At 60.6% G+C, this 26136-nt stretch carries 21 protein-coding genes, 4 tRNA genes and 1 pseudogene; 16 read left to right on the top strand and 10 right to left on the bottom strand.

The genetic code is table 11. The features are described 5' to 3' along the window. Positions 1-6: 6 nt before the first annotated feature. From ACZZZ4_RS01540 to ACZZZ4_RS01515, 6 genes are all read left to right on the top strand, one after another. Positions 7-1662, top strand: coding sequence for an AMP-binding protein (locus ACZZZ4_RS01540; protein ID WP_463547103.1), 1656 nt, complete (start codon positions 7-9; stop codon positions 1660-1662). Between the two features lie 31 nt (positions 1663-1693). Beyond that, entirely contained in the window at positions 1694-2137 is a 444-nt protein-coding gene (locus ACZZZ4_RS01535) for a hotdog fold thioesterase (protein WP_463547102.1), read from the top strand. A gap of 151 nt (positions 2138-2288) precedes the next feature. Further along, a complete protein-coding gene (locus ACZZZ4_RS01530) occupies positions 2289-3095 on the top strand; it encodes an alpha/beta fold hydrolase (protein ID WP_039757823.1) in 807 nt (268 codons plus the stop codon). Continuing rightward, positions 3092-3946 carry an alpha/beta hydrolase gene (locus ACZZZ4_RS01525; RefSeq protein WP_463547101.1) on the top strand — a complete coding sequence of 285 codons (855 nt, stop codon included), beginning with the start codon at positions 3092-3094 and terminating at the stop codon, positions 3944-3946. The genes ACZZZ4_RS01530 and ACZZZ4_RS01525 overlap by 4 nt, the downstream gene beginning before the upstream one ends. 115 nt (positions 3947-4061) lie before the next feature. Next, positions 4062-4868 (top strand): DUF4892 domain-containing protein, encoded by an 807-nt coding sequence (locus ACZZZ4_RS01520; RefSeq protein WP_463547100.1) that lies wholly within the window; start codon positions 4062-4064, stop codon positions 4866-4868. A gap of 69 nt (positions 4869-4937) precedes the next feature. After that, complete coding sequence (locus ACZZZ4_RS01515) at positions 4938-5978, top strand: AI-2E family transporter (RefSeq protein WP_415761791.1); 1041 nt, start codon at positions 4938-4940, stop codon at positions 5976-5978. A 937-nt stretch (positions 5979-6915) separates the two neighbouring features. On the opposite strand, the gene ACZZZ4_RS01510 is transcribed toward ACZZZ4_RS01515, so the two are convergent. Beyond that, entirely contained in the window at positions 6916-7965 is a 1050-nt protein-coding gene (locus tag ACZZZ4_RS01510; protein WP_463547099.1) for a sensor histidine kinase, read from the bottom strand. Further along, entirely contained in the window at positions 7965-8714 is a 750-nt protein-coding gene (locus ACZZZ4_RS01505; protein WP_129997404.1) for a response regulator, read from the bottom strand. The genes ACZZZ4_RS01510 and ACZZZ4_RS01505 overlap by 1 nt, the downstream gene beginning before the upstream one ends. A gap of 261 nt (positions 8715-8975) precedes the next feature. On the opposite strand from ACZZZ4_RS01505, the gene pyrF reads away from it, so the two are divergent. Further along, entirely contained in the window at positions 8976-9674 is a 699-nt protein-coding gene (gene pyrF / locus ACZZZ4_RS01500; RefSeq protein WP_129997403.1) for an orotidine-5'-phosphate decarboxylase, read from the top strand. 126 nt (positions 9675-9800) lie between these two features. Here the strand turns inward: pyrF and ACZZZ4_RS01495 are convergent, their stop codons facing one another. Beyond that, positions 9801-10805 (bottom strand): NADP-dependent oxidoreductase, encoded by a 1005-nt coding sequence (locus ACZZZ4_RS01495; RefSeq protein WP_016773662.1) that lies wholly within the window; start codon positions 10803-10805, stop codon positions 9801-9803. A 233-nt stretch (positions 10806-11038) separates the two neighbouring features. Between ACZZZ4_RS01495 and ACZZZ4_RS01490 the strand changes: the two genes are divergently transcribed. The 4 genes and pseudogenes from ACZZZ4_RS01490 to ACZZZ4_RS01475 all read left to right on the top strand — a co-directional run bounded on the left by ACZZZ4_RS01490 (position 11039) and on the right by ACZZZ4_RS01475 (position 15467). Continuing rightward, the gene (locus ACZZZ4_RS01490) at positions 11039-11800 is read left to right on the top strand and encodes an SDR family oxidoreductase (RefSeq protein WP_463547098.1); all 762 of its coding nucleotides are present in this window, start codon (positions 11039-11041) and stop codon (positions 11798-11800) included. A 190-nt stretch (positions 11801-11990) separates the two neighbouring features. Next, positions 11991-13391 (top strand): aminotransferase-like domain-containing protein, encoded by a 1401-nt coding sequence (locus tag ACZZZ4_RS01485; RefSeq protein ID WP_039764163.1) that lies wholly within the window; start codon positions 11991-11993, stop codon positions 13389-13391. A 108-nt stretch (positions 13392-13499) separates the two neighbouring features. Continuing rightward, positions 13500-14606: pseudogene (locus tag ACZZZ4_RS01480) on the top strand (HAMP domain-containing protein); the annotation flags it as partial. Next, a complete protein-coding gene (locus tag ACZZZ4_RS01475; RefSeq protein WP_372241007.1) occupies positions 14586-15467 on the top strand; it encodes a methyl-accepting chemotaxis protein in 882 nt (293 codons plus the stop codon). The pseudogene ACZZZ4_RS01480 and the gene ACZZZ4_RS01475, both read left to right, overlap by 21 nt. Positions 15468-15716: 249 nt before the next feature. Here ACZZZ4_RS01475 and ACZZZ4_RS01470 read toward each other — a convergent pair whose 3' ends face one another. Continuing rightward, positions 15717-16475, bottom strand: coding sequence for a hypothetical protein (locus ACZZZ4_RS01470; protein WP_039764159.1), 759 nt, complete (start codon positions 16473-16475; stop codon positions 15717-15719). A 383-nt stretch (positions 16476-16858) separates the two neighbouring features. Between ACZZZ4_RS01470 and ACZZZ4_RS01465 the strand changes: the two genes are divergently transcribed. From ACZZZ4_RS01465 to ACZZZ4_RS01450, 4 genes are all read left to right on the top strand, one after another. Further along, positions 16859-16934: transfer RNA gene (locus ACZZZ4_RS01465), tRNA-Glu, on the top strand. Positions 16935-16936: 2 nt separating this feature from the next. Beyond that, positions 16937-17012, top strand: a tRNA-Gly gene (locus tag ACZZZ4_RS01460). A 104-nt stretch (positions 17013-17116) separates the two neighbouring features. Beyond that, positions 17117-17192 (top strand) — tRNA-Glu (locus ACZZZ4_RS01455). A 3-nt stretch (positions 17193-17195) separates the two neighbouring features. After that, positions 17196-17271, top strand: a tRNA-Gly gene (locus tag ACZZZ4_RS01450). Positions 17272-17408: 137 nt separating this feature from the next. On the opposite strand, the gene ACZZZ4_RS01445 is transcribed toward ACZZZ4_RS01450, so the two are convergent. The 4 genes from ACZZZ4_RS01445 to ACZZZ4_RS01430 form a co-directional block, all read right to left on the bottom strand. Then, positions 17409-19148: a dipeptidase gene (locus ACZZZ4_RS01445; RefSeq protein ID WP_463547097.1), complete on the bottom strand. Its 1740-nt coding sequence runs from the start codon at positions 19146-19148 to the stop codon at positions 17409-17411. 187 nt (positions 19149-19335) lie between these two features. Next, on the bottom strand, positions 19336-19974 hold the full coding sequence (locus ACZZZ4_RS01440; RefSeq protein ID WP_016773667.1) for a LysE family translocator: 639 nt from the start codon (positions 19972-19974) through the stop codon (positions 19336-19338). Between the two features lies 1 nt (position 19975). Next, positions 19976-20746: a 2OG-Fe(II) oxygenase gene (locus tag ACZZZ4_RS01435; RefSeq protein WP_122700212.1), complete on the bottom strand. Its 771-nt coding sequence runs from the start codon at positions 20744-20746 to the stop codon at positions 19976-19978. Between the two features lie 90 nt (positions 20747-20836). Further along, positions 20837-21463, bottom strand: a complete 627-nt coding sequence (locus tag ACZZZ4_RS01430) for an alanyl-tRNA editing protein (protein WP_463547096.1) — start codon at positions 21461-21463, stop codon at positions 20837-20839. A gap of 89 nt (positions 21464-21552) precedes the next feature. Between ACZZZ4_RS01430 and ACZZZ4_RS01425 the strand changes: the two genes are divergently transcribed. Next, positions 21553-22551 (top strand): LysR family transcriptional regulator, encoded by a 999-nt coding sequence (locus ACZZZ4_RS01425; protein ID WP_463547095.1) that lies wholly within the window; start codon positions 21553-21555, stop codon positions 22549-22551. Between the two features lie 625 nt (positions 22552-23176). Here ACZZZ4_RS01425 and ACZZZ4_RS01420 read toward each other — a convergent pair. Then, complete coding sequence (locus ACZZZ4_RS01420) at positions 23177-23584, bottom strand: PA2817 family protein (protein ID WP_039760212.1); 408 nt, start codon at positions 23582-23584, stop codon at positions 23177-23179. A gap of 73 nt (positions 23585-23657) precedes the next feature. Next, positions 23658-26105 carry an acyl-CoA dehydrogenase gene (locus ACZZZ4_RS01415; protein WP_463547094.1) on the bottom strand — a complete coding sequence of 816 codons (2448 nt, stop codon included), beginning with the start codon at positions 26103-26105 and terminating at the stop codon, positions 23658-23660. Between the last annotated feature and the right edge of the window lie 31 nt (positions 26106-26136).

The following is a 26136-nucleotide window of genomic DNA, read 5'->3' as shown; positions in this document are numbered from 1 at the left end:
AGTCGCATGTCTGCCGCCTTCCGTTTGCCGCTGGACGTGTTCTACGAACGGGAAGCCCGGCACCCGCGCCAGCGCTTTCTGGTGCAGCCCATCGGCGGTGGTCAGGTCGAGACGCTGACGTGGGCCGATGTCGGCCATCAGGCCCGCTGCGCTGCACACTGGTTGCGCGCGCGCGAGTTGCCGCCCGGCAGCCACATCGCCTTGATCTCGAAAAACTGCGCGCACTGGATCATCGCCGATCTGGCGATTTGGATGGCCGGGCATGTGTCCGTGCCGCTGTACCCCAATCTCACCGCCGAGTCCGTGGCGCAGGTGCTGACTCACTCGGAAAGCGCACTGGCGTTCATCGGCAAGCTCGATGACTGGGCAGGCATGGCGCAAGGCGTGCCGACGGGTTTGCCGACCATCAGCCTGCCGCTACATCCGCCGGGGGAGTTCGATTACAGCTGGGCGGACCTGCAAAGCTGTTCGCCAATCCAGGACGATCCACGCCCCGCCGCCGAGCAACTGGCGACGATCATCTATACCTCTGGTACCACCGGTCTGCCCAAAGGCGTGATGCACAGTTTCGCCAATCTCGGTTTCGCCACCAGTCGCGGCACGCAGCTGTTCGGGCTCAACGAGAACGATCGGCTGCTGTCGTATCTGCCGCTGTGCCACGTTGCGGAACGCATGTTTGTCGAATTGGCGTCGATCTATACCGGGCAGACAGTGTTCTTTGCCGAAAGCCTCGAGACGTTCATCACCGATCTGCAGCGCGCGCGGCCGACGGCGATGTTTGGCGTGCCGCGTATCTGGACCAAATTCCAGATGGGCGTGTATGGCAAGATTCCGGCAAAGCGTCTGGATTTTCTCCTCGGGCTGCCCTTCATCGGTAAACGGGTCGGGCGCAAAGTGCTCGCCGGGCTTGGGCTGGACGCCTTGCGCGTGGCATTGTCCGGCGCCGCGCCGGTACCGCAGACCTTGCTCGCCTGGTATCAGAAACTCGGCCTCGATGTGCTGGAGGTCTATGGCATGACCGAGGGCTGCGGTTATTCGCATATCTGCTTGCCGGGGCAGTACAAGCAGGGCTGGATCGGCCAGCCATGCCCGGAAGTCGAGGTGCGCATCGATGAGTCCGGCGAAGTGCAGGTGCGCAGCCAGGCCAACATGCTCGGCTATTTCAAGGAACCGCAGAAAACCGCCGAGACGCTTACCGCAGACGGCTTTCTGCGCACGGGCGACAAGGGCGAGCAGGACAGTGAAGGGCGCCTGCGCCTGACCGGGCGACTCAAGGAAATCTTCAAGACCAGCAAGGGCAAATACGTCGCGCCGGCGCCGATCGAAAACCGTCTGGCCGTGCATTCGCGCATCGAGCAAGTGTGCGTGGTCGGCGATGGCCTAAGGGCGCCGCTGGGCTTGTGCGTGCTGTCGACGGTCAATCAGCAAGAGCCTCGTGCCAGCCTGCACGCGAGCCTGGAAAAGCTGCTGGGGGAGGTCAACGCCGCCCTCGACAAGCACGAACGCCTGCACCGGCTGGTCGTAGTCAAGGACAGTTGGGCGGTGGACAACGGCTTCCTCACACCGACCCTGAAAATCAAACGCAACGTCATCGAGGATCGCTACGGGCCGCGCTTCGAAGAATGGAGCGCGCGCAGCGAGGCGGTGCTGTGGCAGGATTAGGCATCGATTACAACAACAAAGGAAGTCTGCGATGAGCTTGTGGCGTACTACTCCCGACACCGAACAGTTGAACGCGATCCAGAAGAACACCATCGGCGAAGTGCTGGATATTCGCTTCGAAGCCTTCGATGAACAGTCGCTGACGGCGAGCATGGTCATCGACCACCGCACCCACCAGCCTTACGGCCTGCTGCATGGCGGCGCGTCGGTGGTGCTGGCGGAAACCGTGGGCTCGATGGCCAGTTATCTGTGCATCGATGCCAGCAAGTTCTATTGCGTCGGCCTGGAGATCAACGCCAATCACCTGCGCGGTTTGCGTAGCGGGCGGGTGACCGCGGTGGCCACGCCGATCCATATCGGCCGCACCACGCACGTATGGGACATCCGCCTGACCAGCGACGAAGGCAAGGCCAGTTGCGTATCGCGCCTGACCATGGCGGTGGTGCCGCTGGGAGAGCAGCCGCCGCTGCGTTGACAGGTTGAAGATCAAAAGATCGCAGCCTTCGGTGTTGTGGTCTTTTGCTTGCGAAGCGTCTCCACCACCATTTCTGGCAGTTATGGTCATTGCTGCGGCGCCGGGTCTTGCGGACAATCAACGCACGTTTCCCGCTCATGGATTTGCCCGCATGTCGCAACCGATCTTTTTCGCCCACGCCAATGGCTTCCCTTCGGGGACCTACGGCAAGTTGTTCGCGGCGCTGGCGCCGGAGTACCGGGTCGCGCATCTGGAGCAGCACGCCCATGACCCGCGTTTTCCGGCAGACGACAATTGGTACAACCTCGTCGATGAACTGATCCATCACCTCGAGCAGCAGGAACAGCCGGTGTGGGGCGTCGGCCATTCCTTTGGTGGTCTGCTGCATTTGCACGCGGCGTTGCGTTGTCCAGAGTTGTATCGCGGCGTGGTGATGCTCGACTCGCCAGTCTTGACCCGCACCGATCAGTGGGTGATTCGCGCGGCCAAGCGCTTTGGTTTCATCGACCGGCTGACTCCCGCCGGGCGCACCCTCGGGCGCCGTGAAGAATTCGCCGATCTCGACAGCGCCCGCAGTTATTTCTCCGGCAAAACCCTGTTTCGCGGCTTCGATCCGGAATGCTTCGATGCCTACCTGCAACACGGTTTGCATCAGGTCGACGACAAGCTGCGTCTGCGTTTTGACCCAGCCACGGAAATCAGCATCTATCGCGGCGTGCCGCACACCAGTCCGGGGCGCACCCGCCAGTTGCAGGTGCCGCTGGCCATGGTGCGCGGGCACAAGAGCCGCGTGGTGATGCGTCATCACACGCGTTTCGTCTCGCGACTGCCGCAAGGTGAGGCACTGAGCATGCCCGGCGGGCACATGTTTCCGCTGGAGCGCCCGCAAGATACGGCGCGACTGCTCAAGAGCCTGTTCATGCGCTGGGAACAGCGGCAGAACAAGGATTGCGCATGAGCGCGACCTGCGAAGAAGTGCGCCTGAATCTGCCGCACATCGAGTTGGCCGCGCACCTGTTCGGCCCCGAGGACGGCTTGCCGGTGATCGCATTGCACGGCTGGCTCGACAACGCCAACAGCTTCGCGCGGCTGGCGCCCAGGCTCAACGGCTTGCGCATCGTTGCCCTGGACATGGCTGGCCACGGCCATTCCGGGCATCGGCCGAGCGGTGCCGGTTATGCCCTTTGGGACTACGCCCATGATGTTTTGCAAGTGGCTGAGCAATTGGGCTGGAAGCGTTTCGGTTTGCTCGGGCATTCGATGGGCGCGATTGTCTCGATGGTCCTCGCCGGTTCGCTGCCCGAGCGCATCAGCCATCTGGCGCTCATCGATGGAGTGATCCCTCCGACAGACCAAGGTGAGAACGCCGCCGAGCGCATGGGCATGGCCCTGCAGGCGCAACTCGATCTGCGCGAAAAGCGCAAACCGGTCTACAGCAGCCTTGAGCGGGCCATTGAGGCGCGGATGAAAGGCCTGGTAGCAGTCAGTCGCGAGGCCGCCGAACTGTTGGCCCAGCGCGGCTTGATGCCGGTGCCCGGGGGTTACACCTGGCGTACCGACAATCGCCTGACCCTGCCATCGCCGCTGCGCCTGACGGAAGAACAGGCAATGGCGTTTTCCTCGCGCGTCAGTTGCCCGGCGCATCTGGTAGTCGCGGCGGATGGCATGTTGGCCAGGCATCCGGAGTTGCTGCAGCGTCTACCCTTCAGCCACGAACAGCTGCCGGGCGGGCATCATCTGCACCTGAATGACGAGGCTGGCGCAGGTCTTGTAGCAGACTGTTTCAATCGCTTCTTCGCCATGCCTTGACTTGCTGCGGGCAACTGCCGAGGCTGGGCGGGTTGAAATGGGAGACAAACTCGATGGATTTCTATACCGCTGCGACCCCGACCCGCCCAGCCATGACCGTCCGGTGAGCCTGACTATGCGGTCACTCAGTCTTTTCGCGCTGTGCTGCTTCAGCCCCTTGTGCTTAGCTGCCGATGTGCCGGGCAGCCAGGATCTGCAAATCGTGCCGCGTCTGGCCGACGCACAGATCGTCGACTACCGCCCTGCGGCCGAGCTGGAGCGCATCTACCCGCTGGGCTCGATCCGCAAGATCAGCGGCCAGTTGCGCTTCGACGGTCAGGTCACCGCCCGTGGCCAGACCACCTCGGTGACTTACGAGTTGCCGCCGGAACATTCCGCCACCGAAGCCTTTACCGCCGCCCGCGAAGCCCTGCAACAGCAGGACGCCGAGTTGCTGTTCTGGTGCCAGGCCCGCGATTGCGGCGAAAGCAGCCTGTGGGCCAACGAAGTGTTCGGCAACGCCAAGCTGTATGGCGCTGACGAGCAACAGGCTTATCTGTTGCTCAGGCTGGCGGCGCCAAAGGACAACACGCTGGTGGCGCTCTACAGCATCACTCGCGGCAATCGTAAAGCCTATCTGCATGTCGAACAGTTCGAGGCGACTGCGCCGTTGGGCGAACTGCTGCCGACCTCGGCAACCCTGCTGCGCCAGTTGAAAAGCACCGGCGAGCTGGATTTCCCGAAACTGGTCGATGAGCCGGATGCCACCTGGCTGCGCCTGATTTCCCGTGGCCTGAATCTCGACACGACCTTGCGGGTCACGGTTTCCGGGCCCAAGGCCGAAGCGTGGCGCCAGGCGCTGATCACTCAGGGTGTGCGCGCGGCGCGGATGGAAACCGGCAATCTCGACGGCTCTGGCCTGCGCATCGACCTGTTGCGATAAGCTGTACCGGGCGAGCACGCACGCAGTGTTCGCCTACTCTTTCGCTGACTGACTTTGCCGGGATTTTCCATGCTCAATAACGATCGCCTGCTGGTGCAGATTCTGCTGCTGGTGTTGTTTGGTGCCAGCCTGTGGGTGATGGCGCCGTTCTGGTCGGCGCTGTTCTGGGGCGCGGTGCTGGCGTTCGCCAGTTGGCCGCTGATGCGTCTGTTGACCCGCGCGCTCAATGGCCGCGAATCGCTGGCTGCGTTGATCCTGACGCTGGGCTGGATGTTGCTGGTGGCGGCGCCGCTGGTGTGGCTGGGTTTCAATCTTGCCGATCATGTGCGCGATGCCACGGCATTCATCAAGGACGTGCAGGTCGACGGTTTGCCGGAAGCGCCGACCTGGCTTGGCAGCGTGCCTCTGGTCGGTGAGCGGCTGGTGGCGATGTGGGACAGCATCGATCAGCAGGGCGCTGCGCTGATGGTCTCGATCAAGCCGTATCTGGGCCAGGTCGGCAACTGGCTGCTGGCGCGCAGTGCGCAGATCGGCGGCGGGATTCTCGAGCTGACGCTGAGTCTGGTGTTCGTGTTCTTTTTCTACCGTGACGGGCCGCGACTGGCGGCGTTTGTGCACAGTCTGCTGCAGCGCCTGATTGGTGATCGTGCCGGTTATTACATCGAGCTGGTGGCGGGTACTGTGCAGCGGGTGGTCAACGGTGTGATTGGTACGGCGGCAGCCCAGGCAGTGCTGGCGTTGATCGGGTTCCTGATCGCCGGGGTGCCGGGGGCGCTGGTGCTGGGGATCGTCACCTTTCTGCTCAGTCTGATTCCGATGGGGCCGCCGCTGGTGTGGGTGCCGGCCACGGCCTGGCTGGCGTGGAAGGGCGAATACGGAATGGCGGTTTTTCTCGGGATCTGGGGGACGTTCATCATCAGTGGCGTAGATAACGTGCTCAAGCCTTACCTGATAAGTCGTGGCGGGAATTTGCCGTTGGTGATTGTGTTGCTCGGGGTGTTTGGCGGGTTGATTGCCTTTGGCTTTATTGGGTTGTTTATTGGGCCTACGTTGTTGGCGGTGGCTTATAGTTTGTTGACGGATTGGAGTAAGAGTCAGGCTCGGGTCTAGGGGGGCTTGGCGGCCTTTGGGCCGACCATGCTTGGGTTTGTTTGGTGTGAATATCCGAATGTTTCGCTGCGGCGGCTGGCGGTTTCGCCTGACGGCGACTTACTTTTTACAAGCGCCAAAAAAGTAAGCAAAAAACGCTAGCTCCTGCGTTCGGCCCTCGCAGGCTCGGGTTCCTTCGCTGCGGGATCGATCCGGGCGCAGCGGCTACGGTTTGCTTCGCTGCACCTCCTTCCGCTGTGTCTGGCTGCGCCAGACGGTCGCTGCGCTCCCACCCCCGGATCACTCCCTCCACTCAGCCTTCCGACGTCGCCGGTGGATCAAGATCAAAAGCACTCGAGCTAACGCTCATTGTTGAGTGGGGCGGCTTCGCCGCGGGCAGCTGCGCTGCTTTGCTTTTGCTTTTGCTTTTGTGGGAGCGAGCCTGCTCGCGAAGGCGGCCTGGCAGCCAGCCCATCTCTCTCTGAAACCACTCGATCCCTGTGGGAGCTGGCTTGCCAGCGATAGCGCCCTCACATCCAACCAATATCTACCGAATACACTCAGTTTCATTGTGGGAGCGAGCCTGCTCGCGAAGGCGGCCTGGCAGCCAACCCATCTCTCTCTGAAACCACTCGATCCCTGTGGGAGCTGGCTTGCCAGCGATAGCGCCCTCACATCCAACCAATATCTACCGAATACACCCAGTTTCATTGTGGGAGCGAGCCTGCTCGCGAAGGCGGCCTGGCAGCCACCCCATCTCTCTCTGAAACCACTCGATCCCTGTGGGAGCTGGCTTGCCAGCGATAGCGCCTCCACATCCAACCAATATCTGCCGAATACACTCAGTTTCATTGTGGGAGCGAGCCTGCTCGCGAAGAGGCCGATACATTCAACCAAGGCATTGAATCATCAGACGCTTTCGCGAGCAGGCTCGCTCACACTTCAAGTCGGCTGAGCCTCAGCCTCGTGGCAACCGGACAACGGCGGTCAGCCCGCCACCCGGCGTTTCTTCCAGATCCAACCGCCCACCCAACCGCTGCGCCGCTTCGCGGGCGATGGTCATGCCCAGTCCTACGCCGCCGGAGTTGCGATTACGCGAGCCTTCCAGTCGGTAAAACGGCTCGAACACCGCTTCCCGCTGGTCCTCAGCAATGCCCGGCCCGTGATCAATTACCCGAATCAGCAGTTCTTCGCGCTGTTCCAGCAGTTCAATCCTTGCCTGTCCGGCGTAACGCAGGGCGTTGTCCAGCAGGTTGTTGATGCACGAACGCAGTGCCATCGGTTGCACCGGCAAGGGCGTGCAGCCGCCGCTGACCTGTACATCGGCGCCCTGGTCCTGGGCGTTCTCGCAGAGCGATTCGACCAGCGCTTGCACGTCGAGCAGTTGCAAGGCTTCGCTGGTGCGTTGTTCGTGCAGATAGGTGAGGGTGGCGTCGAGCATGCTGATCATGTCGTCCAGATCTTGGCGCATCTGGTTTTGAAGCTTGTCGTCGCTGATGTTTTCCAGGCGCAGTTTCAGCCGTGACAGTGGCGTGCGCAGGTCGTGGGAGACGGCGCCGAGCATGCGCGCGCGTTGCTGGACCTGTTCGCGGATGCGCCGTTGCATGAGGTTGAAGGTGTGCGCCGCTTGACGGGCTTCGCGTGGGCCGGATTCGTCGAGGGGGGCGCTGTCGAGGTCTTCGCTCAGGCGTTCGGCGGCGTCGCTCAGGCGCTGGATTGGCCGGCTGAGCAGTTTCGCACCGTACCAGGCAGCAATCATCAGCGTGATGAATTGAAAGGTCAGCGGTACCACCGGGCCACCGAACCAGGGCCGTGCTTGCCTCGGAGGGTAAGCAGGATCGTGCATGGGCGGTTGGCCGTCGATATTCGTTGAGAGTTCTGGCGGCGGTGGGGGCGGAGGAGGGCCGTAGAGTCTGAACCAGGCGAAGGCCAGCAAGTGCGCCAGGACAATCGCCACGAACAGCACGCCAAACAGACGCCCGAACAGCGTGTCGAAGCGCGCCTTCATCAGCCGATGTCCCGCGCGTCGAACAGGTAACCCTCGCCGCGTACGGTCTTGATCAGTTGCGGGGCTTTCGGATCGTCGCCGAGTTTTTGCCGCAAGCGCGAGACCAGCAGGTCGATGCTGCGGTCGAAGGCTTCGATCGAGCGACCGCGAGCGGCGTCGAGCAATTGTTCGCGGCTGAGCACGCGGCGTGGGCGTTCGAGGAAGACCCAGAGCAGGCGGAATTCGGCGTTGGACAACGGCACTACCAGGCCGTTGTCGGCGACCACTTGGCGCAGGACGCTGTTGAGGCGCCAGTTGTCGAAGCGAAGGTTCGCGCGCTGGTCAGTGCGGTCGTCGCGCACGCGGCGCAGGATAGTCTGGATGCGGGCGACCAGTTCGCGTGGTTCGAACGGTTTGGCCATGTAATCGTCGGCGCCCAGTTCCAGGCCGATGATGCGGTCGGTGGGTTCGCAGCGGGCGGTGAGCATCAGGATCGGGATGTCCGATTCGGCGCGCAGCCAGCGGCACAGCGACAGACCGTCTTCGCCGGGTAGCATCAGGTCGAGGACGATGACGTCGAAATGTTCGCCCTGCAGCGCCTGGCGCATCGCCGCGCCGTCGGTGACGCCGCTGGCGTGAATGTTGAAACGGGCGAGGTAATCGATCATCAGCTCGCGGATCGGCACGTCGTCGTCGACGATCAAAGCGCGGATGCTCCAGCGCTTGTCGTCTTTGCTTTCATCCGTCACGGTTGTCGGGGCGTTGGGCATGGGGCTGTTCACTACCAGAGGTGGTTTCAGCATAGGCGTCCAGCCGGGAGGCGGGAAGTGCTGTTGTAAGGACGTGTTGCGCCGGCGAGGCTAACCCCGGTGCGTGTTGCGGGCGTGTCGGCTGTGTATCGGAGTCGACACATTGGCCGCGCCGGCTAAGCTGATCACGGTCGGCGCGACGATTTACCGATCATCGGGTGCCGCGCCGCCGCCGGTTCCGCTACAATGCGCGCCGTTTTCGACCAGCCTGAGAGCCCATCCATGTCCGCCTGCCAGACTCCTATCATCGTCGCCCTGGATTTCCCCACCCGTGACGCCGCACTGAAGCTGGCCGACCAGTTGGACCCGAAACTGTGCCGGGTCAAAGTGGGCAAGGAACTGTTCACCAGCTGCGCGGCGGAAATCGTCGGCACCCTGCGTGACAAGGGTTTTGAAGTGTTTCTGGACCTGAAATTCCACGACATTCCCAACACCACCGCAATGGCCGTGAAAGCCGCTGCCGAGATGGGCGTGTGGATGGTCAACGTGCACTGCTCCGGTGGCCTGCGCATGATGGCGGCCTGCCGTGAGGTGCTGGACAAGCGCAGTGGTCCGCAACCGTTGTTGATTGGTGTGACCGTGCTGACCAGCATGGAACGCGAGGATCTGGCCGGTATCGGTCTGGATATCGAGCCGCAGGAACAAGTGCTGCGTCTGGCGGCGTTGGCCGAGAAGGCCGGGATGGACGGTCTGGTGTGTTCGGCGCTGGAAGCGTCGGCGCTGAAAACCGCGCACCCGTCGCTGCAACTGGTGACCCCGGGGATTCGCCCGGCGGGCAGCGCGCAGGATGATCAACGGCGCATTCTGACCCCACGTCAGGCGCTGGATGCCGGTTCCGATTACCTGGTGATCGGCCGTCCGATCAGCCAGGCGGCAGATCCGGCGCAGGCGTTGGCGGCGGTGGTAGCCGAAATCGCCTGAAACTTATTGAAGCTCCAACTGTGGGAGCGAGCCTGCTCGCGAAGAGGGAGTGTCAGTCGGCATCATTACCGACTGATCCACCGCTTTCGCGAGCAGGCTCGCTCCCACATTGGTTTCAGGCTTGCCTTAAACCTTCAACACTAATTTGCCAAAGTTTTCGCCGTTGAACAGTTTCATCAGCGTCTCCGGGAACGTCTCCAGTCCTTCAACCACATCTTCCTTGCTCTTGAGCTGCCCGTTGGCCATCCAGCCGGCCATCTCCTGCGCGGCGCTGGCGAACTGCGCGGCGTAGTCCATCACCACAAAACCTTCCATGCGCGCGCGATTGACCAGCAGTGACAGGTAATTGGCCGGGCCTTTGACCGCTTCTTTATTGTTGTACTGGCTGATCGCGCCGCAGATCACCACTCGCGCCTTCATGTTCAAGCGGCTCAGCACCGCGTCGAGAATGTCACCGCCGACGTTATCGAAGTACACGTCCACGCCTTTCGGGCATTCACGTTTGAGTCCGGCCACAACATCTTCGGCCTTGTAATCGATGGCGCCGTCAAAGCCCAACTCATCGATGAGGAATTTGCACTTGTCGGCCCCGCCGGCGATGCCAACGACGCGGCAGCCTTTGATTTTGGCGATCTGCCCGGCCACGCTGCCCACCGCACCGGCCGCGCCGGACAGCACCACGGTGTCACCGGCTTTCGGTGCGCCGACATCGAGCAGGGCGAAGTAGGCGGTCATGCCGGTCATGCCCAGTGCAGACAGATAGCGTGGCAATGGCGCGAGTTTCGGGTCGACCTTATAGAAACCGCGCGGCTCGCCGAGGAAATAATCCTGCACACCGAGGGCGCCGTTGACGTAATCGCCGACGGCGAAGCCGGGGTTGTTCGAGGCGATGACTTTTCCCACGCCCAGTGCGCGCATGACCTCACCGAGACCGACCGGCGGGATGTAGGACTTGCCTTCGTTCATCCAACCGCGCATGGCGGGGTCAAGGGACAGGTATTCGTTTTTCACCAGAATCTGTCCCGCCTGTGGCTCGCCGACCGGTACTTCCTGATAAGTGAAAGTTTCGCGAGTAGCGGCGCCCACCGGGCGTTTGGCGAGCAGGAACTGGCGATTGGTCTGGTTGGTCATGACAGGCACTCAAATGGAAGGAAGCCTTGTTGATAGCTCTTCAACGGCGATGTCGCAAGGTTGGCTGATACGGCGAATGCGAGACGATCCAGTGCAGTGATGGTTACGGCGCGGGTTTCATCACTGCAGCGCATGCGCCGGTAAACAGCGATTGCATAGTGCTGACGCGCTTTCGCTGCCCTTGGCTATGCTGCGACGCAACATCTCCAGTTTTTGCATTCGAGGACATCTCCATGAGCATGACATTCTCCGGTCAGGTGGTTGTAATCACGGGAGCCGCCTACGGCATCGGTCGCGCGACAGCCCTGGCGTTTGCCGCCGAAGGCCTGAAAGTGGTGGTGGCTGACCTGGATGCGGCTGGAGGCGAAGGCACGGTGGCGCTGATTCGTACAGCCGGTGGCGAAGCGTCCTTCGTGCGCTGCGACGTGACGGTGGAAAGCGATGTAAAAAATCTGATGGATGAGGTGATCACTACCTACGGGCGTCTCGACTACGCCTTCAACAACGCCGGGATCGAAATCGAGAAAGGCAAACTCGCCGACGGTTCGCTGGAGGAGTTCGACGCGATCATGGGCGTCAACGTCAAAGGCGTCTGGCTGTGCATGAAGTATCAGTTGCCGCTGCTGCTGGCACAGGGCGGTGGCGCGATCGTCAACACGGCGTCGGTAGCAGGGCTGGGCGCAGCGCCGAAAATGAGCATCTACGCGGCATCGAAACATGCGGTGATCGGCCTGACCAAGTCGGCGGCGATCGAATACGCGAAGAAGAAAATCCGCGTCAACGCAGTGTGCCCGGCGGTAATCGATACAGACATGTTCCGCCGCGCTTACGAAGCCGACCCGAAGAAGGGCGAATTCGCCAACGCCATGCATCCGGTCGGACGCATCGGCAAGGTCGAAGAAATCGCCAGTGCTGTGCTGTATCTGTGCAGCGATGGCGCGGCATTCACAACCGGGCACTCTCTGGCGGTGGACGGCGGTGTGACCGCGTTTTGACATTCGCCCTCATCCAACGAGCCCGCCTTCGCGCGGGTTTTTTTGTGCCTCGCGCTCTGCGGCGTGAATCCCGTTAAACAATGTGTATCAAAGAGTTAGAACCGCTGCATTTGACGCGTTTGTCGCACAGCTTCGACGGCGCGGCTGTGATTTACTGCTGCCAGCAAAACGGACAGGAGTTTGCGAGCTCATGGAACTGAGAATTGACCGACAGGCAATGGTGCCGGTCGTGCAGCAGGTTGTCGACGGTCTGACGGACTGGATTGTGCAAAGCGGCGTCCCGCCTGCAACGCGGTTGCCCTCTGTGCGGCAAATCGCCCGCGGTAATCTGCTCAGCCAGTCGTGCGTGGTCGAGGCCTGCGAGCGCCTGGTGTCGCAGGGTGTCCTGACCACGCGTCAGGGCTCCGGCTTTATCGTTGCGGCGCCGCCGACGCTGCGCGATGCAGATCCGGAACTCGCCGGGTTCGAGGGGCGCCATGCCTGGTGCAGTGAGATCAGTGCTGCGAGCGGTCGCTTGAAACTGGGGCAGGGCAGCTTGCCGTCGAGCTGGCGCGAGCCCGACGACCTCAGCTACGCGTTGCGTGAGGTCGCGCGCACCGATATGGACAGCCTGTTCAATTACAGCTCGCCGCTGGGCCTGCCAGCGCTGCGCGAGCAAATTGTCAGGCGCCTCAAAGTGCTGAATATTGCTGCCTGCAGCAGCCGGCTGATGAGTACCAGCGGTGCCAGTCATGCGCTGGATCTGATTGTCCGCACCCTGTTCAAGGCCGGCGATTGTGTGGTGGTGGAAACGCCCGGTCATGCACCGTTGTTTGACCTCTTGCGCATGCACGGCATACGGATGCTCGAAGTGCGCCGTACATCGAACGGGCCAGATGTCGAAATGCTTGAATCGGTACTTCGTCAGTTTCGTCCCGGCGCCCTGTTCATCGGCAGTCATCATCACAATCCCACCGGCAGTTGCCTGACGCCCGCCGTGGCCCAGCGCATTGTGCAGTTGAGCAAGCGCTACGATCTGCAGGTGATTGAGGATGATGTCTACGCTGACCTGCACACCGGCAACGGTACGCGGCTGGCGGCGCTGGATCATGAGGGCCGGGTCATTTACGTGGGCAGCTTTTCCAAGACACTGAGCAGTTCGTTGCGCGTCGGCTTTGTTCTGGCAGACAGCCACCTGCTGACGCGCCTGGCCGAGGTCAAGATGATCAGCGGCATGGGCTGTTCGAGACTGGCTGAGGCGGTGCTGGCGAGGCTGATGGCGACCGGCGCCTATCGCAAACTGGTACAACGTCAGCGCCAGCGCTTGAATGCCGATCGCGCAGCGGCCTTGCAGGCCCTGGAAGATGCCGAGTGGGAAGTGTTCGGCAAGCCGGTTGGCGGACTGTTCATCTGGGCGCGGGCACGATTGAAGGATCAAGCATTGGTGCGCAGCCAGGCTCAGCATTGCGGGCTGGAGTTATCGGCAGCAGATGCCTTCAGTCCCAGCGGCGAGGCGGGCGATTGGCATCGCATCAATGTGGCTTGTGCCTGTGACCCACGGGCCCGGCAGTTTCTTCGCAATACCTGCGCGGATCGACCTCCAGCATTCTGAAAACGACGCGGGCGTAGCTTTTTGCCATTATTCCGACGCCCGAGACTTGTGCTGGTTCGGGCCCGTTGCGAATCTTCGGCAACAGACTTTGGCAGGGGACTACGCGCAATGATTTCGGCCGTGCAAGGACGTTTTGCCAACCTCGGTATGGCGAAAAAACTGGGTATCGGATTTGTGCTGGTTTTGCTGTTGACTGCACTGGTCGCGGCGATTGGCGTCTGGTCCCTGCAAACGATCAGTCTGCGTTTCGACGGATTGAAGCAGATGTCCGCGCTCAACAGCGGGTTGCTGAATGTGCGCCTGCTCGAGCAGGAGTACGCGCTGCGTGGCAATCCGAAAACTGCCGATGCCTTGCGTGAAGGCGTCGATGGGTTGGTTGTCCTCGCCGGTGAGCTCAGGGCGCAAACGCCGGCCAATGTGCCGGTGATGAACGATGTCGAGCAAGCGCTGGGCGCGTATCGCAAGGCATTCGATGAGTTTGTCTCGCTGAGTCAGGCCAAGGATCTTGCGTTGGAAATGGCCAGTTGGTCGGTGTCCAGCGTGGCCAATAACCTCGATGTGTTGCAGGCCGGGCTCGCCGATGATGGCGCCTACACATTGAAAGACACCGAGGGCAAGGACGGCGCCCAGTTCATCGAACAGGCCAATCAGGTCAGTCAGGTCTCGCGACTGATGTTGCAGGCGATGAACGAAGCGCGCGTGCGTCTGGATCAGAGCCGCAAGGGCGATGCCGACAATGCCGGTCAAGGCAACATCGAGCAGGCGGCGCAAGCACAGGAGCAGGCCGAGGCGCTGAAAACCACGGTCAAGGACGAGGGCTATCTGACCGTGCTCAATGAAGTCTCGGGACATATCGCTGGATTCAACGAGAAACTGGCTGAATACACCGGTTTGCTGGCGCAAGAAAAAACGGTTTATGACCAACTGCATCAGCGCGCGGCGCAAGTGGTGGACCGGGTCAATCAGGCCTATGTCGCCGAAGATGCTGCGATGCAGGCGGAGCTGAAAAAGAACACGGTGTTGATCATTGGCTCTTCGGCGCTGGCCTTGTTGGTCGGATTGCTCGCTGCGTGGGTAATCACGCGCCTGATCGTTGCGCCGCTGCGCAGTGTGATTCGCGTGGCGCAGCAGATTGCTGCGGGTGATCTGACGGCGAAGGTCGAGGTGACGCGGCGCGATGAAATGGGGCAGCTGATGTTGGCGATGCAGCAGATGGCCGCCGGTCTCGGCACGATTGTCAGTGGCTTGCAGGCCGGTATCGAGCGACTGGCCGGCTCCGCACAATCGCTGTCTGCGGTGACCGAGCAGACCAATCTGGAGGTCAACAGCCAGAAGGAGGAAACCGAGCAGGTCGCCACGGCCATGAACCAGATGACCGCCACGGTACATGACGTCGCGCGCAATGCCGAAGAAGCGGCGCTGGCGGCGCAGACGGCGGATGACAAAGTCGAGAGCGGCCAGCAGGTGGTGCGCCAAAGCATGGCGCGGATCGAGCAGTTGGCGGATTCGGCGACGTCTGCCAGTTCCAGCATCGAGAGCCTCAGCGCCGAGATTCAGAATATCGGCACGGTGCTGGAGGTGATCAAGAGCGTGGCCGAGCAGACCAATCTGCTGGCCCTGAACGCGGCGATCGAAGCGGCGCGGGCTGGCGAGCAGGGCAGGGGATTTGCGGTGGTGGCTGATGAAGTGCGTGCACTGGCACGGCGTACGCAGCAATCGACCGAGGAGATCGAGCGCCTGGTCAGTGCCCTGCGCGCGGCGGCGCAGTCGTCGGTGCAGCAGATTCGCAGCAGTGGCGAGCTGGTGAAGCTGGCGGTCAGCGATGCGTTGCAGACCGAGAGTGCGTTGGGGAGTATTGCGGCGGCGGTATCGTTGATTCAGCAGATGAATCAGCAGATTGCCGCGGCGGCGGAGGAGCAGAGTTCGGTGGCGGAGGAGATCAATCGCAGTGTTACGCAGATTCGTGCGAGTGCGGATCACTCTTCCGTGGCCATGCGCGGGAATGCGGCTTCGAGTGTTGAGCTGGCGCAGTTGGGTGGGGAGTTGCGCTCGATGGTTGGGCATTTTCGGCTTTGAGCCGTTGGCGGCCTTTGGGCCGACCAGGTTCTCGACTTCGACGCGTGGGTATGGCCCGCTTTTGCTGTTCTGTGGGAGCTGGCTTGCCAGCGAAGGCGGTCTGCCAGCCGACCGATTTTTACCTGAGAGCACTGCTTCCCAATGTGGGAGCGAGCCTGCTCGCGAAAGCGGTCTTCAATTCACATCCTCTTTCAAGTCACCCACAAAAAAGCCACCCATGAAGGTGGCTTCTTTACCAGCATTCCCGCCTCAGTCGTAAATCACTTTCTTCTTCCAGTCCGCATCCGCTTCGACATCCTTCAAACCGGCGGTCAGTTGGTTTTCTTCACCTTCCACCGGGGCAATCTTGTCCATGACCTGGGCGTTGGCTCGGGCGAGGAGTTTTTCCAGGTATTGCAGTTGCTCGGCATACATCTGCGGGTCCTGCTGCTTGCGCAGATATTGCACGCCGCGTTCGAAGGCGAGGCGGGCCTGGCCGGGTTGGTTTTGTTGCAGGGACTGTTGGCCGAGGTTGTTGAAGAATTCGATGTGCAGCAGCACGAGGATGTGGCGCACCTCGCGAATCCATTGTTTGGCTTCGTTCGGTGGCAGGAAACCGTCGTGGGCGGCGCGGGTGATCTGGCCGTGCAGGGCTTCGAGGAGGAAGCGCACGTCTTTGGCTTTGGCTTCGGTCAGGATCGGCGCGGGCGGGTTGTTCACCGGGATCGATTCGCCTTGGGCAACGAGGGCGCTGAGTTCGGTGATGCGGGCCTTGGTCGTCGCGCTGGTTTTTTCCAGATTGAGCAGGCGCTGGCAGACGTTGAGTTCCAGGCGGGTCAGCAGCAGTTTCAGCGCCGGGGTCATGAACTGGCCGGGGAAGGTTTCGGTCAGTTCGCCGCAGCGGCGCAGGCGGTCGTTGAGTTCGACTTTGGTGCGGGCCTTCTCCAGTTTGTTGTTTTCCACCACATGGTTCATGTAGCCAATGGCGATCAGAATTGCGATCCCGGCTACGACTAGCAGGGTGATCATGAGTGGTGTCACCGGTAAGACCTCTTTATAGGGTTCGCATGCGAGTGTAGTGGCTGGGCATTTAGGCGCCTAGCGCCGCTCGACGGGTTTGATCGGCTGCTGCAATCTGTATCGGCCGCCGGCTGTATAGATGAATGCTGGCGCTGGATGTGCAGATTGCCATCACTGTGCGGTGACTATAACGTCTTGGCGAGTGGCGGAATATAGGCGTCAGGTTTCGGACGACGGAAAAGCCCTACGCGGCCCGTAATCCAGGTCGAAGTCATTGATTTAAATAAATTTATATCAGGGGGTTGACGACCCCTCAATCCATCCATAGAATGCGCGCCACTTGCAGCGTAAAGCACACAGCGAAACGCGGCAGGGAGTGAATGTTGTAGTGTGTCCCCTTCGTCTAGTGGCCTAGGACACCGCCCTTTCACGGCGGTAACAGGGGTTCGAGTCCCCTAGGGGACGCCAATGCGGGAATAGCTCAGTTGGTAGAGCACGACCTTGCCAAGGTCGGGGTCGCGAGTTCGAGTCTCGTTTCCCGCTCCAATTTTAAACAGCAGCGCTTTCGGGCGGTGCTGAGTGAAACCAGAACCAAGTCTTCGGATGCGGATCTGGACACCGAAACACACACCATGTGTTCCGGGTAGCGTGTCCCCTTCGTCTAGTGGCCTAGGACACCGCCCTTTCACGGCGGTAACAGGGGTTCGAGTCCCCTAGGGGACGCCATTTGCGGGAATAGCTCAGTTGGTAGAGCACGACCTTGCCAAGGTCGGGGTCGCGAGTTCGAGTCTCGTTTCCCGCTCCAATTTCACAAAAACGCCGATCAGTGATGATCGGCGTTTTTGTTTGTGCGCGTTTTGTGGCGGCCATAAAAAAAGGACCTTTTCACAGGTCCTTTTTTATTTTTGAGCCCGGTCATCAATGATCGGGCTCAGCCCTTGCTTACAGCTTCGGCAACTGCCCGACACGCCCCATCATTTCCGTGACGATCTGCAGATCCAGCAGGAACTGCTCGACGGTTTTGAATTCACCATCGGTGTGGCCGGTGTATTTGGCTTCAGGTCGCGCCAGGCCGAATTGCACGCCGTTCGGCAATTCGTGAACCGACGTCGCACCAGCGGAAGTACCGAATTCCGACTTCATGCCGAGGTTTTCGCTGGCCACGGCAAGCAGCGCCTTGACCCACTCACCCTCGGGGTTGCGATACATCGGTTCTGCCACCGAGTAATCGAACGCCACGGCAACATGAGTCTTCTTGCTCCAGGCATCCAGCTTCTCAGCGATCTCAGCCTTGAGCTTTTCCGGGGACTTGCCCTTCGGTACGCGCAGGTTTACCGCCAGCTTGAAGGCTTTGTCATCTTCGCCGACGTAGGTCAGCGAGGTGGTCAGCGGACCCATGAACGAGTCGGAGAAGCCCACGCCAAGTTTTTTGCCCAGGTAGTCCAGGCCCCAGTTTTCATCGGCATAACGTGCGGCGTCGGTGAACTGGTTGTGCTTGAGCGCGACTTTGCCGTCCAGGCTGTTGATGAAGCTCAGCATTCGCGCGACCGGGTTGACGCCGGACTCTGGTTCGGAGGAGTGCGCAGAAACTCCCGTCACGGTCAGTTTGACGTCTTCGCCATCAACCTTTGCCGCGACTTCAAAATCGCCGCCGTTGGCCTTGGCATAAGCGTCGCCGGTTTTTTGCAGACTGGTGGCGAGCTCGGCTGGCTTGTCGGTTACCAGCGTGACCACCGAAGCCGATGGGATCTGGTTGGTCGCCTTGCCGCCGGTCATCGAAACGATTTCCGCGCCGTTGCCTTCGCCTTTGCGTTTGGCAAAGTTGGCCATGACGGTGCCGTAACCTTTTTCGGCGATCACTACCGGATAACCGCCGTCCAGCGCCATGTTGTAGTTCGGCGTCGGGTTGCGCTCGAAGTAATAGGGAATGGCGTCGCCGCTGGTTTCTTCGGTGGTGTCGACCAGCAGCTTGAAGTTACGCGCCAGTGGCAGTTTCTCGTCCTTGATCACTTTCATGGCGTACAGCGCCACGACAATGGCGTTCTTGTCATCCTCGGTACCACGACCGTACATGCGATCGCCAATCAGCGTGACTTTGAACGGGTCGAGTTTGGTGCCATCTTTCAACACCCAGTTTTCCGGCGTCACCGGCACCACATCGGCGTGGGCATGAATGCCAACGACTTCGTCGCCTTTGCCGTCCAGAGAGATTTCGTAGACGCGGTTATCGATATTGCGGAATTTCAAACCGAAGGATTCGGCGAGTTTCTGGATCTCGCCGGCAATCTTGATGAATTCCGGGTTGTCGTGTTGCTCCACGCCGTCCTTGCGGAAGGTCGGGATCTCGACGAGTTGGCGCAGGGTTTCCAGCGCGGCCTTGCCATATTTCACGCGGGTATAAATGCCCAGCAGACGGTGAATTTCATTCTGCTGTTCGGCGTTCAGGGTCTTGTTGTCGAGGAAGGCGCTGATGGACGGGGTGAGATTATCCGTCTTGGCCAGGTCGCTTTTCGCCAGGCTGCCAAGGAAGCTGTGGAAATCCGTCAAGCTCTTGCCGTCAAAGGATTTCAGGATCGCTGCACTTTGCTCGGCAGTGATGTTGGCTTGTGCAGCGCTGGTAAACGCGGTGAGACTGACCATGACGAGCGTAGCGGCGGCCAGTTTTTTCAGGGAAAAGACCATTGAACAGGCATTCCTTTGCTAAGGGTGGGAGGAAATGATTCTGATGCTTGTTGCAGAAACATTTTGCAACCTAACACCGTGGGCGGGTGAAGAGGGAGTCACAAACTTGATCTGTCGCACAGAAATGCAAAAGAGGCGCACAAATGAAAAAGTCCCGGCAGCTGATGCCGGGACTTTTTTGTGTGGGTTACATCGACAGCATCAGGCGTCCGGCAAATAGAATCAGGATGACGCCCATGCTGCGCTCGAACCAGTGTCCAAGGCGCATGAACAGCAGGCGCACTTTGTTGCTGGAGAAAAACAGCGCGACGATCACGAACCACAGCGCGTTGACGAAGCACATCCACAATCCGTAAAACGCCTGGATCTGCAGCGGTGTGCTGGCGCTGATGATCGTGGTGAAGATGGCCAGGAAAAACAGCGTGGCCTTGGGGTTGGTCGCGTTGGTGAGAAAACCGGTGCTGAATGCCTTGAACAGTGACTGTTCAACCAGTGGCTCATCGGCGGTTTTCTCGCCTTCGACGCTGCTCTTCGGTTTGCTGCGAATCAGGCTGACGCCCAGATAGAGGATGTACGCCCCGCCGACCACTTTGGCCACAGTCAGCAGCCACGGTGTGGTGTGCATCAAAGCGCCAACGCCGAGCAGGGTATACAGCACGTGCACGGAAATTCCCGCGCCGATGCCCAGCGCAGTGCAGATACCGACGAGCCGACCGAAGCGCACGCTTTGGCGGATGGTCACGGCGAAGTCCGGACCGGGTGCAACCACGGCGAGAAAATGGATGGTGGCCAATGCGAGAAACTCGCCCAGGTAATTGGAAAGCATGTTAGCTCCAGAAAGTCAGAGGGGAAGCGTTGCCGCGATAGCCGACAAAGAACGACAGGCTCAAACGCGGGTCGGCCACGCCCGGGGTTACCGAGTGCATGCGCCGCGAATTGAACATGATGAAATCGCCGGGCTGCGGTCGTACTTCGAGGGCGGGCGGCCCCAGCAGGGACGGCTCGATGCCATAACTGTCGCCGCGCATTTCGTCGAATTGATCCGGGGTGATGTGGTCATTCCACATCTGCAAGGCGCCACCCTCGGTGGGCATGTTCAGGTAGACGTTGCAGGCAAATTGCGCCTCGAGGCTGCGCGCCTGAAAACTGTCCGGGGCGTCCTTGGCGAAGATGTCGTGATGAGCAAGAAAGCACACGCCGGGTTTGACCACGCGAGACAAGCCGACATACATTTTGCGCCCGTAAAGGTTTTCCAGATGCGCGCCAGCGGGCCAGGATTCGTCAAGCATGCAGCGCAAGGTGTCGATCGGCGAAGAGTAGGGCGCGCAGCGCTGGCGCAGTTCGTCGATGTTGCGGGTCGCGCGTTCGAAGTAATCCTCGATCAGCAGCGGCTGGTTTTCTGCCTCGTAAAAGGCCATCCCAATGCGGCCGATGCTCGGTGCGTTGATGTAGCCTTCAAAGCCGGGAGCGAGAATCTTGTCGCCAATTTCGATCGCCAGTGGCTCGGGCAGAAAGCGTTTGACGCGGATGGCGAGGACTTCTTCGTTGGCCAGTTTTTTTATGCACGTCTCATCGAGACGCTCGACGTCTAGCATCATTTGTTTTAGGTCCATCTATCGATAGTCAACGGAACCGGCGAGTGCGGTTCCCCGGCGTCGGACCCTGCGCAATGGCAGGGTCCGAAATGCTCAATCCACGCTGTAGTGGACGGACAACGTGCCTTTCTTCTGCGAAAGCGAGGCGATCGTGACTGTGCCCAGATCCTTCAGGCTGCGTACGTGGGTACCACCGCAGCCAAAGGCTGGCAGTTCACCAAAACTGATTTCTCGCGCGCCTTCGCGCAGGGAAGTCAGGCGCGGCAGATCGTGTTCGATCCACTGCTCGATGCCGGTTTGCACGGTGGGTGCATCGACTTCTTCTGCGCCATCGCCCGGTTTGAATTGCACCCGACCTTCGTCCGGCCAGTGGTGTGCCTTGATCGGCATCCAGCCCATGGCCTGAATGAAATGACCGATCAGGTGCCCGGCCGAGTGCATGCGTGTGTTGAAGCGGCGGCGCTCTTCATCGATGCGGATGACGGTCATGCCCAGCGGCAGCGGGCGGTCGACGAAATGCACAATGCGCTCCGCTTCCTGCACCACGCGCGACACCCGGCTTTCACCGATCCAGCCGGTGTCGCAAGGCTGACCGCCGCCCTGGGGGTGAAACAGGGTAGCGCGCAGCACTACGGCGAATTCGTTCTCGTGGGGTGTGCAGTCGAGGACTTCGACATTCGCCTTGAGGTCGTCAATGTGAAAAAACAGGCGAAGCGTCATATTCCATGCCCTGATCGAAGTTCTGTTTTTATTATATGAATCGTGCAATAACGTGATAATCCGTTCGAACATCAAAGGACTTGTGCGTCGTGAGCATCAATCTTCCGCTGCCGCTGCTGGGTGAAATGGCGATTTTCGTCAAGGTTGTCGAGACCGGCAGCTTCTCTGAAGCGGCGCGGCAGATGGGTTCCTCACCCTCGGCGGTCAGTCGCAGTATTTCCCGATTGGAAAAGGCGTTGGCCACGCGCTTGCTGCAACGCACCACGCGCAAACTGCGCTTGAGCGATGGCGGTGAGGAGGTGTTCAAGCGTTGCCAGGAAATGGTCAGCGCGGCCAGATCGGTGATGGAAATCAGCGGCCAGTTCACCCACGAAGCCGAAGGTCTGGTACGGGTCAGCGTGCCGAAAGCGGTGGGGCGCTTTGTGATTCATCCGCACATGCCGGAGTTTCTGCGCCGCTATCCCAAGGTCGACGTCGAGTTGTTGCTGGAAGATCGGCAGGTCGACTTGATCGATGATCATGTCGATCTGGCGATTCGCATCACTGATCGTCCACCGGCCGGTCTGGTCGGGCGGCAGTTGCTGACCATCGATCATTTGCTTTGCGCCACGCCGCAATACCTGGCCGAACATGGCACGCCGACGCATCCTCACGATTTGCTCAATCACAGTTGTATTTATCTGGGCGAAACGCCGAGCGATGCGCGCTGGAAATTCAAGAAGGGCAGCAAGGCGGTCACGGTCGGTGTGCGTGGGCGTTATGCCGCCAATCACACGGGCGTGCGGTTGGGTGCGGTGTTGCAGCACATCGGGATTGGCAGTCTGCCGTATTTCACGGCGCGTTATGCGTTGGAGCAGAAGCTGATTGTGCAGGTGCTGCCGGACTGGACGTTTCTTGCTTCCTATCATGGCGGGTTGTGGTTGCTGCATTCGCCGACGCGGTATTTGCCGCCGAAGTTGCGGGTGTTTATTGATTATCTGGTGGAGTGTTTGCAGAGGGAGCCGACGTTGGGTCGGCCCGGGAAGTCGGTAGGCGGGAGCAATGCGGCTGTGGCGTATGAGCTGCCGGAGAGTGAGGGGTTGCTTTGAGGTTTCTTTGGGGGGGCTTGGCGGCCTTGGGGCCGACCAGGCTCTTGGGGTTTTGGGTGTATATCCGTTGCTTCGGTTGTTGCTTCTGGCGGTTTCGCCCTTACGGCGAGTCACTTTTTCAGACGCCAAAAAGTAACCAAAACGCTAGCTCCTGCGTTCGGCCCTCGCAGGCTCGGGTACCTTCGCTTCGGGACTGATCCGGGCGCAGCGGCTACGGTTTGCTTCGCTGCACCTCCTTCCGCTGTGTCTGGCTGCGCCAGACGGTCGCTGCGCTCCCACGCCCGGATCAATCCCTCCGCTCAGCCTTCCGACGTCGCCGGTGGATCAAAATCAAAAGCGGTACTCGAGCTTGCGCTCATTGTTTTGAGTGGTGAAAAGCGTGTGGTCTGCTTTGGATCTGTGTTGGATTCACCCCTCACCCCAGCCCTCACCCGAGGGAGAGGGAGCTGATGTGTGTGCTTTTCAAATCCTGAGTTCAACTCGGACTTTCACATCGACGTACCTCGTCCAAACAGCGGGGTCAGTCCCCTCTCCCTCCGGGAGAGGGCTAGTGAGGGGCTTTTGATCTTGAAAAAAAGGCCCGCACTGAATCACCAGTGCGGGCCTTTTGATTACCTGTCGAATATCAATGCTTGCTGTCCTGCGCAGACATGGCCAGCAGTTGTTTTTCCTGGTTCCAGTCGAACGGTTCGTCGTTCTGTTCGGCTTCGTAGCGGCGTTCTTCGAGGGCCTGGTACAGGTCGATTTCTTCGTCGGAGAGGTAGTGCAGGCAGTCGCCGGCGAAGAACCACAGCAGGTCGCGCGGGATCAGGTGGGCGATTTGTGGGTAGCGGCTGATGACTTGGGTGAGGATGTCCTGGCCCAGGTATTGGCTTTCGATAGGGTCGATCGGCAGGGAGGCCAGCAGTTCGTCGAAGCGCTCGAGGAACAGGGCATGGCTTTCTTCAGGCACTTGTTCGGCCTCACCTACGGCGACCAGGATACTGCGCAGGTGGTCGAGCAACACGAGATGATCGGCAACGACGTTGGACACGAGATAAGTCCTCAAGAGCAAAACGGGCGCGGGAGTATAAAGCCCTCGCGCCGTTTTTTCACATAAACCGGGATCAGCGGACTTTGCCCTCTGCCTGGGTCAGTTCTTCTTTGGCGAAATCGTCGACGTCGATCACCTTGCGGCGGGCCGCTTCGGCGTCGCGCAGGCTTTGCGCTTCGACGGCTTGCAGTACGCCGGCTTCCAGCGCGGCATCGATGGCGTGTTCGCCGGCGGCCGGTTTCACCTGGCCGCTTTTCAACGCGGTGTGCAGTTTCTTGTGCAGCGGTTGCGCGGCGTTGAGCAGGTCACTGGCGTGTTGCAGGGCGCCTACGGCATCGTCCGCCGATTGCGGGCGGTAGCAGCCGGCGAGCAATTCTTCCAGTGCCGGATCGCCTTTGGCGCGACCGATGACCGCAGCGACTTCAGCGCCGAGTTTGTCCGATGGGCCTTTGTGACGGCGACCAAACGGGAAGACGATGACCCGCAGCAGGCAGCCGAAGACTCTGTTCGGGAAATTGCTCAGCAGTTCATCCAGCGCACGCTCCGACTGACCAAGGCTTTCTTCCATGGCCCAGCGGAACAGCGGCTCCATGTACGCCGGCGAATCCAAGTCGTGATAACGCTTGAGCGCGGCCGAGGCCAGATACAGGTTGCTCAGTACATCGCCAAGGCGAGCCGACAGACGTTCGCGGCGTTTCAGTTCGCCGCCCAGGAGCATCATGCTGAAGTCGGCGAGCATGGCGAATGCGGCGGCCTGACGGTTCAGCGCGCGGAAGTAGCCCTGACTGATCCTGTCGCCCGGCGCATGTTCGAAGTGTCCCAGGCCGAGGTTCAGCACCAGTGTGCTGGCGGCATTGCTGACGGCAAAACCGATGTGCTTGAGCAACAGGCCGTCGAATTCCTTGAGTGCCTGATCCTTATCGTCGCGACCGGCCAGGGCCATTTCCTTGAGTACGAATGGATGGCAGCGGATCGCGCCCTGACCGAAGATCATCAGGTTGCGCGACAGGATGTTCGCGCCTTCGACGGTGATGAAGATCGGCGCGCCGTTCCAGCTGCGGCCGAGGTAGTTGTTCGGCCCCATGATGATGGCTTTGCCGCCGTGCACATCCATGGCGTGGCTGATGCATTCGCGGCCGCGTTCGGTGAGGTGATATTTGAGGATCGCCGAGAGCACCGATGGTTTTTCGCCGAGATCCACCGCATTGGCGGTGAGCATCCGTGCGGCGTCCATCATCCACGCGTTGCCGCCAATACGCGCCATGGCTTCCTGAATGCCTTCGAAAGCCGAGAGCGGTACGTTGAATTGTTCACGAATTTGCGCGTACTGGCCTGTGACCAGACTGGTGAACTTGGCCGCGCCAGTGCCCACTGCTGGCAGCGAGATCGAACGCCCGACCGACAGGCAGTTCATCAGCATCATCCAGCCTTTGCCGAGCATTTCCTGACCACCGATGAGGTAGTCCAGTGGAATGAACACGTCCTTGCCGGAGTTCGGCCCGTTCATGAACGCGGCGCCCAGTGGCAGGTGACGACGACCGATTTCCACACCTGCGGTATCGGTCGGGATCAGCGCCAGACTGATGCCGAGGTCTTCCTCTTCTCCGAGCAGGTGGTCCGGGTCGTAAGCCTTGAATGCCAGGCCAAGCAGAGTCGCGACCGGGCCGAGGGTGATGTAGCGTTTCTCCCAGTTCAGGCGCAGGCCGATCACTTCTTCACCCTCCCACTGGCCTTTGCAGATGATCCCGGTATCGGGCATCGCGCCGGCGTCGGAACCGGCCAGCGGGCCGGTGAGGGCGAAGCATGGAATATCGTCGCCACGGGCCAGGCGCGGCAGGTAGTGATTGCGTTGTTCGTCGGTGCCGTAATGCAGCAACAGCTCCGCCGGGCCGAGGGAATTGGGCACCATCACGGTCGAGGCGAGGTCGCCGCTACGTGTCGCCAGTTTCATTGCTACTTGGGAGTGAGCGTACGCGGAGAAGCCTTTGCCGCCGTATTCCTTTGGAATGATCAGGGCGAAAAAGCCGTGTTCCTTAATGTGCGTCCAGGCCTCGGGCGGCAGGTCCATTGACTGGCCGATCTGCCAGTCGCTGACCATTGCGCAGAGTTCTTCGGTCGGGCCGTCGATGAAGGCCTGTTCCTCTTCGCTCAGTTGCACTTTTGGATAGGACAGCAATTTGTCCCAGTCCGGACGGCCGCTGAACAGCTCGCCGTCCCACCACACGGTGCCGGCGTCGATCGCATCGCGCTCGGTCTGCGACATTGGTGGCAGGGTTTTCTGGAACCAGTTGAACAGCGGCGCGGTGAAGTGCTTGCGGCGCAGGTCAGGCAGCAACAACGGCGCGGCGACCACCGCCAGCAATACCCAAAAGACAAAGAGCAGCCAGCCCGGCGCGTGACTGAAAATCCCCATGGCAACCAGATAGGCCGCAACGATGCCCAACGCGGGCAGCGGGGCGATGCGTCGATGGGCGAGATACGCCACGCCGACGATCAAAACCAGTATCCACAACAACAGCATATTCAGTCCTCCGTGAACCAAGGCAAATCGA

The organism is Pseudomonas sp. AC252 (assembly GCF_979258105.1).
This window is presented reverse-complemented; position numbering and strand designations above follow the sequence as displayed.